Source organism: Celeribacter sp., from assembly GCF_048270365.1.
Classification (GTDB): domain Bacteria; phylum Pseudomonadota; class Alphaproteobacteria; order Rhodobacterales; family Rhodobacteraceae; genus Celeribacter.
In genome coordinates, this window is record NZ_JBLWTA010000002.1 from 30,310 (window position 1) to 45,537 (window position 15,228).

Below are 15,228 nucleotides of genomic sequence, written 5' to 3' on the forward strand. Positions count from 1 at the left end.
TTAGTCGAGCTCCGTCCAAGGCCAGGGCTTCACCTCGCTGTCGCCGGTGATGTAGCGCGTCGCCTTGGCGAACCAGATGCCGATATCCGTGCCCGCATCCGCCACCCGGTCGTTGGGCTTTTTGCCATTCATCAACATGATGATCGCCTGCAACACCGCCAACACGCCGATTATGGTCGAGGCAAAGCTCATCATCACCCAGATGATGATCGAATAGAGGATACGCGCGCCGATGTTCTCGGAAATTTCCTCGGGCCGCGCCGGTTTCTTGCCGCCCATTTCGGGCATCACGTGATCGAATTCATGCGGGTCGGCCATGGATGATTCCTTTTTTATGTGTCAGCAGTTTAACGCGAAGACCGCGCGACCAAAATCATCATGATCGTGTGAGATGACGCGAGGTTTCATTTGGGCGTTTTTGCGACTGCGCCTAGGCTCACGTCAAAACGGGAGGATTTTCAATGATCAAATGGATTGGCCGCGGCCTTGGCGTCATCATCGTCGCGGGAGCGGCGTTTTTCTTCGGCGTTTTGCCGGGGATCGTCGAGAAGGGCCAGAACGGCATGGTCGAACACGCGCCCTACCCCGTCACAGAGGCGGCGCAGGCGCTGCATGATCGGATCGTGATCGGTGATTTGCATGCCGACAGCCTTTTGTGGAACCGCAACCTGTTGAAACGCGGCAATCGCGGCCACGTCGATTTCCCGCGCCTGCGCGAAGGCAATGTCGCGGTCCAGGTCTTCACCGCCGTCACCAAAAGCCCCGCCGGGCAAAATTACGACCACAATTCCACGGAGGCGCGCGACAACATCACGCTTTTGGCCATCGGGGAACTTTGGCCCGTGAAAAGCTGGGGCAATCTGACCGAGCGCGGGCTTTACATGGCGAAACGGATGCAGGGCTATGAGGAGAAGGCCCCGGATCAGGTGCGGATCATTCGCACCAAATCCGACCTCGACGCGGTTCTGGCCGCGCGCGCCGAAGGCCTGCCCCTGACCGGTGCGCTTTTGGGCGCGGAAGGCGGGCATATTTTGGAGGGAGACCTCGCCAACCTGGACCGGATTTATGACGCGGGCTACCGGCTCATGGGGCTCACGCATTTCTTCGACAACGCGCTTGGCGGTTCTCTGCATGGTGAGGAAAACACTGGCCTGACCGAGTTTGGCCGCGCCGTAGTGAATGAGATGATCGCCAAGCGGATGGTGATTGATCTGGCCCATGCCTCGCCGCTGATGGCGCGCGAGGTGATCGAGATGACCGACCAGCCGCTGGTGCTGTCGCACACCGGCATCCATTCGCATTGCCCGGTGAAGCGCAATTTCGAAGACGGTTTGATGCAACAGATCGCGGCCACCGGCGGCGTCATTGGCATCGGCTATTGGGCGGATGTGACCTGTGACGCCTCGCCCGCAGGGGTCGCCAAAACGATCAAGGCGGCGGTCGATTTGGTCGGTGCCGATCATGTTGCGCTTGGGTCGGATTACGACGGCTCGGTCACGGTGGAATTCGACACTTCGGAACTTGCGGCGCTGACCCAGGCGCTCATGGATCAGGGCCTCACCGAAGATCAGATCGCCGGCGTCATGGGCGGCAATATGATGCGGGTTCTGGGCGCGGTTTTGCCCGATTAAACCTATTCAAGCGTTTTTCGTTTAATCTGTTTCAGATTGAGCGGAAAACGTTGCCACACTGAATTGATATTGCTGCGTTTCTCAAAAATTGAGTGCCTCAAGGTTTTTGAGAAACGCTTTCGACGCCCAAGTCCCACAACTCGCTGAGCGCGTCCCCCGCGCTCAGTTCCGGCTCAAACGCGCCCGTGTTCAGAAAGCTTAAGCTCTGAACGATGACGCGCGGGTTCTGCATCATGAAGGTATGCGTCACCGGTAGGGTCAGATGTGCCGTCATGCCTTCGACCTTGGTGCTTTCAACGGAGACTTTGCCATCGTCCTCGCCTTCAATGACGGCTGAGAGGATCGGGTTCAGAGACTGGCTCCCGGCGATCACCCCGGTCTCAAAGGGCACGGGCGGCAGACTATCCGGCAGACTTTCTGTGCCAAGCTGTAATCCCGCCGGGCCATTGGCCGTCTCAAAAGCCGCGTAGTCGCCAAAGGTGTCTATGATCTCGGAGCCATGATTGGGCGGGCCCAGCATGACCACGCGGCCCCAGTCCAGCTCCGGGTGATCGGCGGCAAAACTGCGCAAGAGGATCGCGCCCATGGAGTGGGTTACCACATCGGGAGAGATGTCCTCATCACACCCCGCTCGCGCCGCGCGCAGAGCCGGATCGGCCAGGAGCGCCACGGGCGCCTCGCGCGACGGATACCCGTGATTGACGACCCGGTAGCCCGCCGCCTGCAAAGCGTGTTCCATCACCAACATCGACGCATCGGTGCGCGCGAGACCATGCAGCAAGATCACGCAGCGGGTCTCTGGATCGGCGGATGGTTCAGCCGCCAAGGGCAGAGACAAGCCACTGAAAGCTAAGGCGTAAAACAAACTCTTCATGGGCGGTCATATGGCCGAAGGTTCATGACAAAACAAGGGTGCACAAAACGCAAAGGGCGCCCACTGGGCGCCCATCCATTTTTCTCCCTGAGGATACCACAGCCAAACAGCTGTCACCGCTTACCGATCCATTCGGCAGGTTCGTCATCACAGGCGTCGGCCCTTTGAGCGAGGGGGCACATGCTCCTCCGTCTCGCTTCATCCGGGGTCACAAGCCTCAATCGGCGGCACCCGTGATCGAACCCTCCAAATCCCTGCTCCTGCCCTGCGGTCCAACATCCCTCCACGGGTTCGAAACACTTGAGCCGGAAGCACCGGTTATTGCGGCGGATCCTCCATGTTGTTCTGGCCAGTCATGCGGGACATTCTCATGTCATCCTCCTTTGCCGTTCCAACATCTATAGAATAGCGCGAGTCGCGGGGCTTAGCCTTGATCCGCGTCAAATACGCTGTCGATCATCGCCTGCGTGCCGCGCGCGTTTTCCAAGCTCCACGGATAGTCCGCCCCGTCGCGCACCGTGCGGACAAAGGTTTCGACCTGACAGACGTATTGGCGCACGCGGGGGAAACGTTCGAGTTTCAGCCCGCCTTGGGTGTCACGAATTTCGATCTCGGCCAGCCCCGCCGTGCCCGCATTGAAGGGGGTTTTGAGGATGATCAGACCCTTGCAACCATGAAACCGCACCTCCTGGAAGGGTGCCATGCGCATGGAGACATAGGCGTGATAGGCAAAGCTCGGGAAGCGCGCGGAAAATTCGGCGCTGACATCGACGCCATTCTCGCGGGTGATCTCGGCATGGGTGATCTCAACCGGCTCCTCCCCGGTCGCAAACCGCGTCGACCCCATGGCATAGACCCCGATGTCGCCCAAGGCCCCGCCGCCGGTTTCAGGCCGGTTTCGGATATTGTTCATGTCCGGGTTGTCAAAGGAAAACCCGACCTCGACCCGCATGAGATCGCCGATCTCGCCCGCCGCCAAAAGGTCCCGCACGCGCGCCCATTGCGGGTGATGCACGATCATGAAGGCCTCGGCACAGATCAGCCCCGTCTCGTCACGTTTGACGATCAGCGCGTCGATCTCCTCCGCCTTCATCGCGATCGGTTTCTCGCAAAGCACATGTTTCCCGGCCGCGAGGGCCTTGAGGCTCCAGTCGATATGCAGGTGGTTGGGCAGCGGAATATAGACCGCGTCGATCTCGTCCGAGGCCAGCATGGCGTCGTAATCGGTGAAGACCTTGAGATCGGGAGCAAAGGCCTGAAACGGTGCGGCTTTGTCCTCGGATGAGGTGGCCAGCGCCGCCAAAGTGGCGCCTTCCGCCTCATGGATCGCGCGGGCCATATGTTCGCGGGCAAAATTTGCAGCGCCCAAAACGCCAAAGCGGACAGGGGTCATGTGCCGTTCTCCTTTTATCATGTTACCGCCATCATGCGTCATAGCGGCGCAAAGAAAAAGGGGCAGCCGCATAGCCACCCCTTTGAAATTCTCATTTGCCGATCAGATCAAGCGCTTTCCAGAATGCCCTGTTCCTTCGCCAGCTCCTGCATGCGTTTTTGCAGTTTCTCAAAAGCGCGCACCTCGATCTGGCGGATGCGTTCGCGGGAGACCTCATATTGGCTCGACAGCTCTTCGAGCGTCACCGGCTGATCCTTGAGACGGCGCTGCATCAGGATGTCTTTTTCGCGCTCATTGAGCACATCCATCGCCTGCACCAAAAGCTGACGGCGGGTGTCCATCTCATCTTTGGCCTCGTAATCGGCCGCCTGATTGGCACTCTCGTCCTCAAGCCAGTCCTGCCATTGCGCAGAACCTTCTTCGTCATTGCCGACGGTGGCATTGAGGGAGGCGTCCCCGCCCGACATCCGCCGGTTCATCGAAATGACCTCATCCTCGGTCACGCCCAGATCGGTGGCGATCTGTTTGACGTTATCGGGATGTAAATCACCGTCCTCAAAGGCGCCGATGCGGGCCTTGGCCTTGCGCAGATTGAAAAAGAGTTTCTTTTGCGCCGACGTCGTCCCGAGTTTCACCAGCGACCAAGAGCGCAGGATATATTCCTGAATGCTCGCACGAATCCACCACATCGCATAGGTCGAGAGGCGAAAGCCCTTTTCCGGATCAAAGCGTTTCACCGCCTGCATCAGGCCCACATTGGCCTCCGACACAACTTCGGCCTGCGGCAAGCCGTAGCCGCGATAGCCCATGGCGATTTTCGCCGCCAAACGCAGGTGCGAGGTCACAAGCTTATGCGCCGCAGTGGCGTCCTCATGATCCACCCAGCGTTTCGCCAGCATGTATTCTTCCTCGGGTTCCAGCATCGGGAACTTGCGGATTTCCTGCAAATAGCGGTTCAGGCCCTGTTCGGGGCTCGGAGCCGGCAAATTGGCGTAATTACTCATCTCTCACATCTCTCCCGCGTCACGCCTATGTTATAAGGCTTAACATGCCATTTGGGAAGGCCTGTTAGCGCTTTCAAGGGGCGGCACGCATATTCCTATGTCCAAGGTCTGAACAAACCATGACCCAAGCCAAAAAGTTCCCCAAGCAAAACCGTCAAGATTTCACCCGGCTCACAACGATGTGGCCGCATGTTACAAAGACCGGGCGCTTAGAGCGTATCCAGAAGCCCCTGCATATCCTCCGGCAAAGGCGCCTCGAACCGCATGTCTTCGCGTGTCACCGGATGGATAAAGCCCAAAACAGCGGCGTGAAGCGCCTGACGCGGGAAGGCATCCACCGCATCGCGCGCCGCCTCGGAGAGCGCCTTGTGATTGAGTTTGCGCCGCCCGCCATAGGTCTGATCGCCAACCAACCCGTGCCCGGCATGCGCCATATGCACGCGGATTTGGTGGGTGCGCCCGGTTTCTAGCCAGCACTCCACCAGCGCCAATTGTGCCGGCGTGCCGTATAGCTCCAGCACGCGCGCGCGGGTGATCGCATGGCGGCCCTCTGTGAAGGACACCGCCTGCTTTTGCCGATCCGTCTTGTGACGGCCCAGCATTGTGGTGATGCGCAGAATGTTCGAGCCTTCGAAACTCACGCCTTTGACGCCGCGCAGCCGCGGGTCCATCGGGTCCGGCGCGCCATAGACCAGCGCGAAATATTTGCGCTCGACCGTGTGTTTTTCGAATTGTTTCGCAAGGCCTTGGTGCGCCTTGTCGGATTTCGCGACAACCAGAATGCCCGAGGTGTCCTTGTCGATCCGATGCACGATGCCAGGGCGTTTTTCGCCGCCGATCCCCGACAGGCTGTCGCCGCAATGATGCATCAAGGCGTTGACCAAAGTGCCCGACGGGCTGCCCGGCGCCGGATGGACGACCATGCCGACGGGTTTGTTCACCACGATCAGGTCGTCATCCTCGTAGATCACGTCGAGCGGGATGTTTTCGGCCTTCAATTCGACCTCGGTCGCTTCCTCGACCGTGATCTCGACCAGATCGCCCTCTTCAACCTTGCCCTTTTGATCTGTGACGACCGCGCCGTTCACCTTTACGGCGCCTTCGGCCAGAAGTTTCACAAGCCGCGAGCGCGACAGCGTGGCTTCTTCTGGCACATCGCGAGCAATCGCCTTATCAAGACGTTTGGGCGGGTGTTCCCCGATGGTAAAAGAAACGGTGACAGTCATGGATGATCCGGTAGGTAAGGACTTCGAATTGAACCCGAAAGACGCGGCGGGGCTGACGCTGTTGCGTCGGCTGGTCACCGGGCTTTTGGGGGTGATGATTGTCGGGTTTCTAGTGCTGATTGGCTTCCTTGTCACGCGCTTCCCGGATTTTGAGAATACAGGACCTGCGCTGAGCTGGCCCGAGGCGCTCGATCTGCCCGAAGGTGTCACGCCGGAGGCGGTGACGCGCGGCTCCGATTGGGTCGCGGTGGTGGCCGGGGACGAGATTTTGATTTTCGATGCCGCGACCGGCGCGCTGCGCCAGAGAGTTGCGGTGGAGACTGGTGCGAATTAACCCGCCCCTTTAAAAATCCCGCCTCTGAAACAGAGAACGCGGCGCCCTCCCCTGCGCCGCGTTCCTCCCCCCGAACATGAGGCCCATGACAGGCCAACAGTCGGGAGTGTTCTTTTAAGGTCAGACTGCTCCGTCGTCTGTTCGACCTTTGCAGCATTCACAGGCTGCATAAGCGAACAATGCGACCGGAAGCAGGACCAGGGCCGAATAGGCCAATCCTACGACATAAAGGTGCATCATGTCCTCCCTAATTGGAAGACTAACATGCAATTCCACAAATTGCTACATTTTGTCGCAGCCCAATGCAACCCGGAAATTTTGCCTTGAAGTTCAGGACTTAGGCGAATGAATCGCTCCATGTTGTCGCGCATCGCCCTGGTCCATGCGCGGCGCAAACGTCCCGTCGGCTGGGCCACGTGAATCTCGCGTGTCAGACCGCGCCAGACCGCGCCATCCCAGCCGAAATACCCCCCGCCATCGCCAGACAAGGGTGACGGCCGAAAGCGTCAGAAGACGGATCACTCGGATCTGCTGATGGGGGGGGATATGGCGATGCGGAACGGCGCGCGGGCCGAAGCCATCTGCGGCGTACCATAACATGTCGTGTATATGTGTGTGGGGGGGGAGTGGTACCACCTCCCCGGCTCGAACGGGGGACCTCCTGATCCACAATCAGGCGCTCTAACCTACTGAGCTAAGGCGGCACTGTCGGGGGATGTACTGTCCTGTGATGATGAATGCAAGAGGCAGTTTGGACAAAACCACGCTTTGGCAGGCAGATTTTTCGCAAAACACTTCTCTGTGCAAAGGGCGAGACCGCGCGCGCCCAGAGCCGGCTTGCCTCATCTGCCTCAAACGCGTAAACGCCTTTCTCATCCACAAAGGAGCCATCATGGGTATCAATTCGGAAAAAGACATCGAAGCCAATCTTCAGATCGGGCCGACCACACTTGGCATGGTGCGCATGTTCATTGAGGCGACGGGTGGCATCGAGATTCCGATGGATTTCGAACCGGAAGAGGCCGAAGAGATCGCCGAAGAGCTGCGCGCAGCGGCGGCACAGGCGCGCAAGTTGGCGAAGTAAGCTCACGCCTGAGAGGTTGTTTGCCTCTGGCGGGAGTATTTTTCCCACGAAGAAGACTATTTTTCTTTGAACATTCCGGCGACGCCCGGATCGCGGTAGCTCTGGAGCCGCGCGGCGGCGGTGCGGGCAAAGATCATGTGGATTTTCTTACGCCGAGCGGCGGGCAGTTTGTCCTCATCGGGCATCCGCACGATCTCGGCGCCGTAGCCATCCGCCAAAATGAGGCCCGCGTCTTCGGGCAGGATCTCGACCGGAAACTCGGCATCGACCGCGAAGAAATAGCGGTCGCACCATTCCAGATAGCCCTGCCATTTGCTGTCCGACATGAAATCCGCGCGGCTGGATTTGCATTCGATCACCCAGACCTCGCCTTTTGGCCCCAGCGCCATGACATCGACGCGCAGACCGCGCGCAGGGACGAGTTCCTCGACGCAGGTGAAATCATGGCTGCGCATGTGGCGCGAGACGCCGCGGGCCAGAAGTTGGCCGGGTTGATAGGTGGTGATGTCTGTTGGATCGGGCATGGGGAATTATCTGGCGCAAGTGGGGGAGAATTTCAACGCCCTGCCCCTTGTCCTTTGCCGTGGTTCGCCCTATCTCGGGCTGAGGCGGGATCTGCTCGTTTCGTACACATGGGCGCAAGTCTCCGGAGGCCTTACGCAACCGAATGGGAGCTGGCTCTGTCAAGACCCTGGTTTTGTTACCTGGCGCCCACCTGATATATCAGGCATCGGGAGCAAAGCGTCGCTACGGATGCTGTGGTCCCCCGCCGCCTTACAAAGAACGCGCCTCTCGGGGCGCGTTTTTTATTGGAAAGTCTATAAGTTAGCGGCGCCGGGACTGCGCCTCAACGGGGATCGGCTCAAGAGCGGTGAGCGGAATATCATCGCGCTTGCCGCCCTGATCACCATCCTCGCTTTCGGCCATGCGCATGATCGAAATGGCAAATTGCACGCCGGAGAAGACAATGCCATTGGCGAACCACAAGACTATCACAGCGATGATGCCGACGTCATTGTGCGTCACCAGATGCCAGAGGTTGGCGACGTTGAAATAGAGAAGCGTCGCGACAAAAGCGGCGGCGATGGCAAAGCCGATCAGCACCTGAGTGATGTAGAGTTTGACCAGTTTGGGCATGGCAGATTGTGGCATGGCAGCGCTCCCGACATGAGACTCTGAGTTCTATAGCACAGAATCTATATCAAATCCTGCATATGACAACAGGTGACAGGATGTAGCGGCTGGTCTCTCGCGATGCCGCGCATCGAAAGACCCCGATCCAGCCTCAAAATCTCCATGATTGGCCTGTTATCTGGTCAAAAGCGGCACGCCACACGCCCCAAAACTGGCCGAAGATGAGGACCCCATGACGCTCCATGCCATCACCCATTTCCGCGCGCTGGCGATTGTCTTTGTCGTGGCCTCCCACTGCATCCTGCTTGCGCATTACGACAGCCCGACGCTGGCGCAGGGCACTTTCATCAACCTGCTGACCGGCGCGACCGTGTTCTTTGTGCTGATCTCCGGCATTCTGTTCCAACATGTCTTTGTGCCGCGCTACACGTTTCGGCGTTTCATGCGTTCAAAGCTCCGCAATGTCGCCCTGCCCTATCTCGTTCTGGCGCTGCCTCTGACCGTGTTCGTCGTGCTGCGCGAGGCCTCCCTCGGGCGAGATCGGCGCGCGGGTTCTTTATGGCGCGCATCTTTTGCTCAGCGGCAATACGGTGATCGCCTATTGGTATGTGCCCGCCATTCTGGTGATATTCCTGATGTCGCCTCTGCACATGGCCTATCAACGCCTGTCTCTGAACCATCAGCTCAGCCTCTTGGCGGTGCTTTACCTTCTGTCCAACATTGTGCAGCGCTCGGTCGAGGATATGGTGATCCCGCAATCGGTGATCTATTTCACGCCCGTCTATCTCACCGGCATGACCTATATGCAGCACCGGGCGGCGGCCCTCCCTCTCCTGAAACGGCTGACCTTTCCACTCCTGCTGAGCGCCATTCTTTTGGCGATGCTGGCCGCGCAGATGGGGCATTACGGCAATTATCACACAGGATTTAGCCTGCGTTGGAGCGAGATCGACCTGATGATGCCGCAAAAGCTGGCGCTGTCTTTTGCGATTCTGGGCCTGTTGGAGCGCTATGCAGACCGGCCCCTTGGGTGGAGCCAGTCCCTTGCGGAAGCGAGTTTCGGGGTGTTTTTCCTCCACGCGCCGATGATTTACCTGCTGCTTGAGGTAGGTTACCGACCTCTCTTCACTGCGCCACTGGCGAATATCGCGGTCATGACCGGGGTGCTCTTTGCCCTCTGCCTGGGCTCCATTGCGCTCTTGCGCCGGGCCTTTCCCAATCACAGCCGTCAGCTTGTGGGCGCGTAAAGGAAAACCGGACGCTTTTGAGAGCGCCCGGTTTAAAAATGTCAGAACTGCTTGGCTCCAGATATGGCCTTAAAAAGCCTCCGGTCGAGCCTCACATGCTTGATTTGCTCGTTCTCCCTACGGCCTTAAAAGGCCTCCGGTCGAGCCTCGCGGGCCATATGATCCAGCACCGCATTGACGAATTTCGGCTCACGACCATCGGGGTAAAACGCCTTGGCGACGTCCACGAATTCCACAATCACCACCTTGGGCGGTGTGCGACCGGACAAAAGCTCGGCGCCTGCGGCACGGAACAGAGCACGAAGCGTCGAGTCGATCCGCGCGATCGGCCATTTCGCCACCAAAGCCCGGTTGGTCATCTGGTCGATCTTCGCCTGATCGTTGACCGCGATCTCGGTGATCTCGTGAAACAGGTCGCTGTCGCCATCAATAAACGTGCCCTCTTCCTCGGTCACCAGACCGAAGAAATGGTCGTAGAACTGGCGGCGCACCTTGTCGACGGTCATATCCGCCGCCTCCATTTGAAACAGCGCCTGCACGGAGTACAGCCGCGCGGCGGATTTCATCTCGCGCTTGGTGGGCGGTTTCAGATGGGTGTTCTCTTCGGTCATTCTTTTGCGTCCATCATGCTGGCTTGGTGTCACCGGCAAGCTTGATCGCGTCCGCGTGGAATCCCACGCCCTTGCTCGGAGCGGCCCATTTGCGCGAAAGCGCAATGAGATGCAAGGCTGCAGCCGCTGCCCCGCCGCCTTTATTTTGACCTTTGCTCTCGGCACGCACCACGGCCTGGTCGCGGTTTTCCACGGTCAGGATGCCATTGCCGATGCAAAGCCCCTGAAGGCCCATCAACTGAATCGCGCGCGAGCTGTCGTTGCAGACCGTCTCGTAATGCGTGGTTTCGCCCCGGATCACACAGCCCAGCGCCACATAGCCGTCGAAGTTCGACAGCTTGTCGGCGATGGAGATCGCGGTGGGAACCTCCAAAGCGCCCGGCACTTCGACCAGATCCCAGGTGCCGCCGGCTTGCTCGACGGTGGATTTGGCGCCCGCGACCAGCTCGTCGGCGATGTCCTTATAATAAGGTGCCACGACGATCAGGATTTTCACCGGCTCTTCGAAGGACGGCAGATCGAGAATGTGATGTTGTTCAGCAGCGGCCATGGTTCATGCCCCTTCGGTGATTTTTCGTGTGCCGGTGATTTCGAGACCAAAGGCCTCAAGCCCCGGCACTTTCGGTTTCGGGCTATCCGTCACGAGGATCAACTCATGCAGTCCGAGTGCGGCGAGAATTTCGGCACCAAGACCGTAGCGGCGCAGAGTTTGTGGCGAGGCTTCGTCCTCATCGGCGAGCTTCATCCGCGTGTCGCGCAGCAGGACGACCACACCGCGACCCTCCTCGGCGATCAGTTCCATCGCGCCTTCCATCTCGCGCGAGGTCTTGCAAATGCCCAAGACGTCTTCGAGCGGGTTGAGGTTGTGCACGCGCACGAGCACCGGCTTGCCATCGGAGACATCGCCCTTGGTCAGCACGATATGTTCCGCGCCGTGCAGATCGTCGGTGTAGACCTGCATGTTCCAGTCGCCACCGAATTCGGAGCGGACCTCACGTTCCGTCACCTTGGTCACGAGGTTGTCGTGACGACGACGATAGGCGATCAGATCGGAAATCGTCCCGATCTTGAGATTGTGAAGCTGTGCAAAGCCCACCAGATCCGGCAGGCGCGACATGGTGCCGTCTTCGTTCATGATCTCGCAGATCACCGAGCTGGGCATCAGCCCGGCAAGACGCGCGACATCGACACCAGCCTCGGTATGACCGGCGCGGACAAGCACACCGCCATCACGGGCGCGCAGCGGGAAAATATGGCCAGGTGTGGCAATATCGGCGGAGGTTTTCGACGGGTCGATGGCCACGGCGACGGTGCGCGCGCGGTCGTGCGCAGAAATACCGGTGGACACACCCTCTTTCGCCTCGATGGAGACGGTAAAGGCGGTTTCGTGGCGCGACGAATTGCTCGAGGCCATCATCGGCAGGCCCAGCGCGTCGATCCGTTCGCCGGTGAGCGTCACACAGATCAGCCCGCGCCCATAGGTGGCCATGAAATTGATCGCCTCAGGCGTCGCCATCTGCGACGGGATCACCAGATCGCCTTCGTTCTCGCGATCCTCATGGTCCACGAGGATGAACATCCGGCCATTGCGGGCGTCTTCGATGATTTCCTCGATGGGGGAAATGGCGGCGTGATAGGTATCGCTATCGGTCTTGAGTGTCTCAGTCATGTGCATTTCCGGCATGGTCGTTTCGGCGGCTTTCTGGGGCTTCAGTCGCCTTTGCGTACAGGTTTGCGCGCCCAAACGCCAGCCTCATCACACGCACAGGCGCCGGTCGCTTCACGCACCCTGTCTGAAAAGACAGGCATCTCCTTGAAAACCCCTCTCGAAAGTCTCAGGCCCCAAAGAAAACCGGTGCCTCGATCTGGCCGCCGAGCTTGCCCGCCATCAGCCAATCCGCCTCAAAGGGCGCATCGGCAATCAACACAACGCCCGCGCGCGGCAGTTTCGGCCCCAAAAGTGCGGACAGGCGGGCGCGCTGCGTGCTCCACGGCGCATAGGGCGCGGGGGCTGCGGTGGCTTTGTCGATGCTCTCCATGGCCTCGATCAACTCCGGTACAAGCGGATGATGCGCGGCGACCAGCCGTGTGGCCTTCACCTGCGCCAGTTTGTCGGCATAGGCCGGGGGCATTTGATCGCCCTGACGAATGAGCCGCAAGGCATTGGACGAAAACAGAAACCCGATCACATCGCGGCCGGTGCAAGCGCGGATGGAAGCGTAGGATTTATAGGGCAGACCCAGCTCTTCGGCGCGGCGCACCCGACGGCGAATGACCTCGATGGGCAGGGTCTCCCCCATCAACCCCTTGCGCGCATTCTTCCAAAGATAGCGACGATAGCTCACTCCGCCCTCAAAAGCCGGGCCGCCATTGTGGCCGACGCCGTGGAGAGGCGTCATGCCTGCCACTCTTGGAGACGGGCCACGTAGCGCGCCAGCGTGTCGATCTCGAGGTTGACCTTATCGCCCACTTTCACGCGGCCCCAGGTCGTCACCTCTTGAGTGTGCGGGATGACGTTGATGCCAAAACTGGTGCCTTCGACCTCGTTCACCGTCAAAGACGTGCCGTTCAAGGCCACCGAGCCTTTCGGCGCGATGAATTTCGCCAGGGCCTCCGGCGCGTCAAACTTGATCCGCGTGCTGTCGCCCTCGTCCACCATGGCGATGATCTCGGCCACGCCATCGACATGGCCCGACACGATATGGCCGCCCAATTCGTCCCCGAGTTTCAAGGCGCGCTCAAGATTGAGTTTTTTGCCCAAGTCCCACGCCGAAATATTGGTCTTCGACACGCTCTCGGCAGAGATTTCCACGTCGAACCAGTTTTGCGGATCGGTTCCGAGCGCAATCACGGTGAGGCACACGCCGTCACAGGCAATCGACGCCCCGATCTCGATCCCATCCACATCATACGCGCAGCCGATCCGCGCCCGCAAATCACCGCGCTTTTCCAGTTCCAGAACGGTGCCGATGTCCGTGACGATCCCTGTGAACATGTCTTCTCCTGTCGGGCTCAAGTGCTTTGCGTCCAGAGGTAGCGCTCCCGGCGTTCTGCTGCAAGCGATGCTGTCGCGAGACCGCTCAGCGAATCTTCACCTTTTTCGGAAATGGTGTCCTATAGATCTGCCGTCGACCTGTTTTCTCTGCGGTCCACTCTGCGACCGAGCGGCCACAAATCCGCCCGATTTTTTAGGCAAGCAACACTTTAACCATGACAAGACAGCCCGAGAGGCTCAAAGACGACGCCATGAAACACCCAGAGGTCCAAACCACCGCGAAAACGCGCGTGTTCCTGATGTTGCAGGGACCGCATGGGCCGTTTTTCTGGTCTTTGGGCAAAATGCTGCGCGCCGCTGGCGCCACAGTCTGGCGTGTCGGCTTCAACGCCGGTGACCGGGCGTTCTGGTTCTCGACCAAAAGCTTCCTGCCCTACACCCAGCCCGCCGATGACTGGCCCGCCCGCTTTGCTGAGATTGTGCGCGAGAAATCCGTCACCGACATTGTCCTCTATGGCGACACCCGCCCCGTCCATGCGCTGGCGATCGAGAAAGCCCGCGAGATGGGGCTGACCGTTCATGTATTCGAAGAGGGCTATATCCGTCCCTATTGGGTCACCTATGAGCGCGACGGCTCGAACGGCAATTCGACCCTCATGTCGCTGACTGTGGCGGAGATGCGCGCCGCCCTGGACAAGATCGACCACGACAATATCGAGCCGCCCGCGCTTTGGGGCGATATGCGCCAACACATCTTTTACGGCGCGCTCTATCATTGGTTCGTGATGTTCCGAAACTCCGCCTTTAGACATTATCGCGGCCATCGCGAATTGCCGGTCACCAAAGAATTTCTATTGTATTTCAAACGCCTGACGATGATGCCGCAACATTGGCTGTCGCGAGCGTGGCACACGCGCTCGATCCTTACCGACGGGCATCCGTTCCATATCGCGCTGTTGCAGCTCGAACATGACACCAGCTTTCAGGTCCACAGCCCCTATTCCACCATGCCCGAATTCATCGCCGATGTGATCGAGGGATTTGCGCGCGGCGCGCCGCCGCATCATCATCTGGTGTTCAAGGCGCATCCTCTGGAAAACGACCGCCGCAACCTGCGTCACGAAATTCGCCGCATCTCTGCGGAATTCGGGGTAGAACACCGTGTGCATCACGTTCGGGGCGGCAAGTTGCAGCGGCTTTTGCACAGCGCACGCTCCGCCGTCACAGTGAACTCCACCGCCGGGCAGCAGGTGCTGTCTCTGGGCATCCCTTTGCGCATTCTGGGTCGCGCCGTTTACGACAAACCGGAGTTCGTGTCGCATCAAGCCCTTGAGGCGTTTTTCGCCCAGCCCGACCGCCCCGACACCCGCGCCTATCGCGATTACCGACAGTTCCTGCTGGAAACCTCGCAAGTGCCCGGCGGGTTCTATTCCAAACGCGGACGGCGCCAGTTGATGCGTCAGGTCGTCGATCTGATGTTGTCTCAGGACGCCCCTGATGTGGCGCTTCTGTCCGGCACCGCGCCGCCACGCCAACCGCTGCGCCTTGTAAAGTAAATCCGTGAAGTGAAGCGCTGAGCAGAGCGATCCACGGCGATTAAGGCCACAAAACGACATCCAAGACGCGGATTTTGCCCCTAGATCATGAGGCATAACCTCTCTCGACCACACTCCCTATGGGACCAGCGACCTTCCC

17 protein-coding genes, 1 tRNA gene and 1 pseudogene are annotated in these 15,228 nt (G+C 59.4%); 6 read left to right on the top strand and 13 right to left on the bottom strand.

Translation table 11 applies throughout. From position 1 onward, the window contains the following. On the bottom strand, nucleotides 1-318 hold the full coding sequence (locus tag ACN0X0_RS02670; RefSeq protein ID WP_167600024.1) for a DUF4389 domain-containing protein: 318 nt from the start codon (nucleotides 316-318) through the stop codon (nucleotides 1-3). A gap of 143 nt (nucleotides 319-461) precedes the next feature. Between ACN0X0_RS02670 and ACN0X0_RS02675 the strand changes: the two genes are divergently transcribed. Further along, on the top strand, nucleotides 462-1,631 hold the full coding sequence (locus tag ACN0X0_RS02675) for a dipeptidase (protein ID WP_417277903.1): 1,170 nt from the start codon (nucleotides 462-464) through the stop codon (nucleotides 1,629-1,631). Nucleotides 1,632-1,728: 97 nt separating this feature from the next. Here the strand turns inward: ACN0X0_RS02675 and ACN0X0_RS02680 are convergent, their stop codons facing one another. The 4 genes from ACN0X0_RS02680 to ACN0X0_RS02695 form a co-directional block, all read right to left on the bottom strand. Then, nucleotides 1,729-2,505 (bottom strand): esterase/lipase family protein, encoded by a 777-nt coding sequence (locus ACN0X0_RS02680; RefSeq protein WP_417277904.1) that lies wholly within the window; start codon nucleotides 2,503-2,505, stop codon nucleotides 1,729-1,731. A gap of 424 nt (nucleotides 2,506-2,929) precedes the next feature. Then, nucleotides 2,930-3,898 (bottom strand): Gfo/Idh/MocA family protein, encoded by a 969-nt coding sequence (locus ACN0X0_RS02685; protein WP_417277905.1) that lies wholly within the window; start codon nucleotides 3,896-3,898, stop codon nucleotides 2,930-2,932. Between the two features lie 107 nt (nucleotides 3,899-4,005). After that, nucleotides 4,006-4,902: an RNA polymerase sigma factor RpoH gene (gene rpoH, locus ACN0X0_RS02690; RefSeq protein ID WP_417263576.1), complete on the bottom strand. Its 897-nt coding sequence runs from the start codon at nucleotides 4,900-4,902 to the stop codon at nucleotides 4,006-4,008. 209 nt (nucleotides 4,903-5,111) lie between these two features. After that, nucleotides 5,112-6,128 (bottom strand): RluA family pseudouridine synthase, encoded by a 1,017-nt coding sequence (locus tag ACN0X0_RS02695; protein ID WP_417277906.1) that lies wholly within the window; start codon nucleotides 6,126-6,128, stop codon nucleotides 5,112-5,114. Between ACN0X0_RS02695 and ACN0X0_RS02700 the strand changes: the two genes are divergently transcribed. After that, the gene (locus tag ACN0X0_RS02700) at nucleotides 6,127-6,462 is read left to right on the top strand and encodes a DUF6476 family protein (RefSeq protein WP_417277907.1); all 336 of its coding nucleotides are present in this window, start codon (nucleotides 6,127-6,129) and stop codon (nucleotides 6,460-6,462) included. The two genes, ACN0X0_RS02695 and ACN0X0_RS02700, sit on opposite strands and share 2 nt — an antisense overlap. 627 nt (nucleotides 6,463-7,089) lie before the next feature. Here ACN0X0_RS02700 and ACN0X0_RS02705 read toward each other — a convergent pair. Continuing rightward, nucleotides 7,090-7,166, bottom strand: a tRNA-His gene (locus ACN0X0_RS02705). Between the two features lie 188 nt (nucleotides 7,167-7,354). On the opposite strand from ACN0X0_RS02705, the gene ACN0X0_RS02710 reads away from it, so the two are divergent. Further along, on the top strand, nucleotides 7,355-7,546 hold the full coding sequence (locus ACN0X0_RS02710) for a DUF6324 family protein (protein WP_167600017.1): 192 nt from the start codon (nucleotides 7,355-7,357) through the stop codon (nucleotides 7,544-7,546). A gap of 56 nt (nucleotides 7,547-7,602) precedes the next feature. Here ACN0X0_RS02710 and ACN0X0_RS02715 read toward each other — a convergent pair whose 3' ends face one another. Together ACN0X0_RS02715 and ACN0X0_RS02720 are read right to left on the bottom strand one after the other, a co-directional pair. After that, the gene (locus ACN0X0_RS02715; RefSeq protein WP_417277908.1) at nucleotides 7,603-8,070 is read right to left on the bottom strand and encodes an MmcB family DNA repair protein; all 468 of its coding nucleotides are present in this window, start codon (nucleotides 8,068-8,070) and stop codon (nucleotides 7,603-7,605) included. 301 nt (nucleotides 8,071-8,371) lie between these two features. After that, entirely contained in the window at nucleotides 8,372-8,683 is a 312-nt protein-coding gene (locus ACN0X0_RS02720; RefSeq protein WP_417278220.1) for a hypothetical protein, read from the bottom strand. Between the two features lie 229 nt (nucleotides 8,684-8,912). Here ACN0X0_RS02720 and ACN0X0_RS02725 point away from each other — a divergent pair. Together ACN0X0_RS02725 and ACN0X0_RS02730 are read left to right on the top strand one after the other, a co-directional pair. Further along, nucleotides 8,913-9,137, top strand: a pseudogene (locus tag ACN0X0_RS02725) (acyltransferase family protein); the annotation flags it as partial. 115 nt (nucleotides 9,138-9,252) lie between these two features. Further along, nucleotides 9,253-9,927, top strand: a complete 675-nt coding sequence (locus ACN0X0_RS02730; protein ID WP_417277909.1) for an acyltransferase family protein — start codon at nucleotides 9,253-9,255, stop codon at nucleotides 9,925-9,927. A gap of 125 nt (nucleotides 9,928-10,052) precedes the next feature. Here ACN0X0_RS02730 and nusB read toward each other — a convergent pair whose 3' ends face one another. From nusB to ACN0X0_RS02755, 5 genes are all read right to left on the bottom strand, one after another. Beyond that, entirely contained in the window at nucleotides 10,053-10,538 is a 486-nt protein-coding gene (nusB, locus tag ACN0X0_RS02735; RefSeq protein ID WP_417263570.1) for a transcription antitermination factor NusB, read from the bottom strand. A gap of 13 nt (nucleotides 10,539-10,551) precedes the next feature. Then, nucleotides 10,552-11,088, bottom strand: a complete 537-nt coding sequence (locus tag ACN0X0_RS02740; protein ID WP_417277910.1) for a 6,7-dimethyl-8-ribityllumazine synthase — start codon at nucleotides 11,086-11,088, stop codon at nucleotides 10,552-10,554. A 3-nt stretch (nucleotides 11,089-11,091) separates the two neighbouring features. Then, complete coding sequence (ribB, locus tag ACN0X0_RS02745) at nucleotides 11,092-12,207, bottom strand: 3,4-dihydroxy-2-butanone-4-phosphate synthase (protein WP_417277911.1); 1,116 nt, start codon at nucleotides 12,205-12,207, stop codon at nucleotides 11,092-11,094. Between the two features lie 166 nt (nucleotides 12,208-12,373). After that, nucleotides 12,374-12,937: a hypothetical protein gene (locus tag ACN0X0_RS02750; protein ID WP_417277912.1), complete on the bottom strand. Its 564-nt coding sequence runs from the start codon at nucleotides 12,935-12,937 to the stop codon at nucleotides 12,374-12,376. Beyond that, nucleotides 12,934-13,533 carry a riboflavin synthase gene (locus ACN0X0_RS02755; RefSeq protein ID WP_417277913.1) on the bottom strand — a complete coding sequence of 200 codons (600 nt, stop codon included), beginning with the start codon at nucleotides 13,531-13,533 and terminating at the stop codon, nucleotides 12,934-12,936. The genes ACN0X0_RS02750 and ACN0X0_RS02755 overlap by 4 nt, the downstream gene beginning before the upstream one ends. A 251-nt stretch (nucleotides 13,534-13,784) precedes the next feature. Here ACN0X0_RS02755 and ACN0X0_RS02760 point away from each other — a divergent pair, with 251 nt between their 5' ends. Continuing rightward, on the top strand, nucleotides 13,785-15,089 hold the full coding sequence (locus ACN0X0_RS02760) for a capsule biosynthesis protein (RefSeq protein WP_417277914.1): 1,305 nt from the start codon (nucleotides 13,785-13,787) through the stop codon (nucleotides 15,087-15,089). The last annotated feature ends 139 nt before the right edge of the window (nucleotides 15,090-15,228 follow it).